The sequence below is a fragment of the Marinobacter sp. EN3 genome (assembly GCF_000475315.1).
GTDB lineage: Bacteria > Pseudomonadota > Gammaproteobacteria > Pseudomonadales > Oleiphilaceae > Marinobacter > Marinobacter nauticus.
This window is the reverse complement of record NZ_AXCC01000006.1, coordinates 1-1,000: the sequence shown is the minus strand read 5'-3', so window position 1 is coordinate 1,000 and position 1,000 is coordinate 1. Positions and strand designations below refer to the sequence as shown.

Below are 1,000 nucleotides of genomic sequence, written 5' to 3'. Positions count from 1 at the left end.
GCAACAATAAAGCTTAACGCCCGCCATCACCGGTGACAAAACCAAAGCGAAGCGGAGGTTTTGGCATCCGGTGCATGGCCTGGTTAGGCACTTCTTTGAACAACCTTCAACTCTTCCAGGGCCTCGATGATATTGGATAAGCTTTCGTCAACTTTGGTGGAGATAGAACCATTTTCGTACAAATAGGCAACAAGTTTGACGGTATTGTTAAAGCAGACCTCTGCGTTGGTAAAGCGATATGCAGAGAACTTCCAATCAACGGCCACATCAACATCTGGACGAGAACACGAATTCTCTAGTTTTAATGAAGGATGAACCGCCTTATCCCTGAATTTCATGACCTGATCGATACAGGCGAAAAATTCATTATAAGTTTCCTTTTTTAGTTTGTGAGTTCGACGAAATACCTCAGATATCTGCTTTGCCCTAGAGGTCTTTTTCTTTTTCCAAGCCTCGATTTCTTCTGCACTCAATTTGGCATGAGGTCGCAACGTATCGTAAAGCCCGTCCAGTGCTATGCCACAAGCAACAATGACCTGCATTGATGGCGCAAGCTCGCGCATTAACAGCTGTTTTTGATTTTCCGAATCTTCGTCCCAATGCTCAGGAATAGCAGTGGAGGCAAGCTTGGATTGCTTCAAATTGTCATGGGCAATTTTTAGCCAGATGGGAACGACATTATATGCTGTGGAAAGAACGAGATTTCCACTAGTCTTACCTTCATCGTCCACAGAAATGGATAGGTCTCCAGGCAAGACTCCAACTGTCATTCCTTTAAAAATCAGGACTCCATTGGGCACGAGAACACCTTTTCTGATCTTGCCTAACGCCGCCAGCATGCGCGGCTTTGTAGTGGAGGCGAAGCCGCAACGAAAAAGGCGTCGCTGTGCCTGGCCTTGTTAACTCTCTTGGACAAAGCAGTCTATTGGCTCGATCGTTTGGGCTATTCGAGTGATCGCCATACATACCATAGAAAAAATTAGGGAGGCTCTGAATAAGT

General features: G+C 45.6%; 1 protein-coding gene. It reads right to left on the bottom strand.

Annotation, left to right across the window (positions count from 1 at the left end):
- Positions 1-83: 83 nt before the first annotated feature.
- Complete coding sequence (locus tag Q675_RS23405) at positions 84-839, bottom strand: hypothetical protein (protein WP_023010672.1); 756 nt, start codon at positions 837-839, stop codon at positions 84-86.
- Positions 840-1,000: the final 161 nt, after the last annotated feature.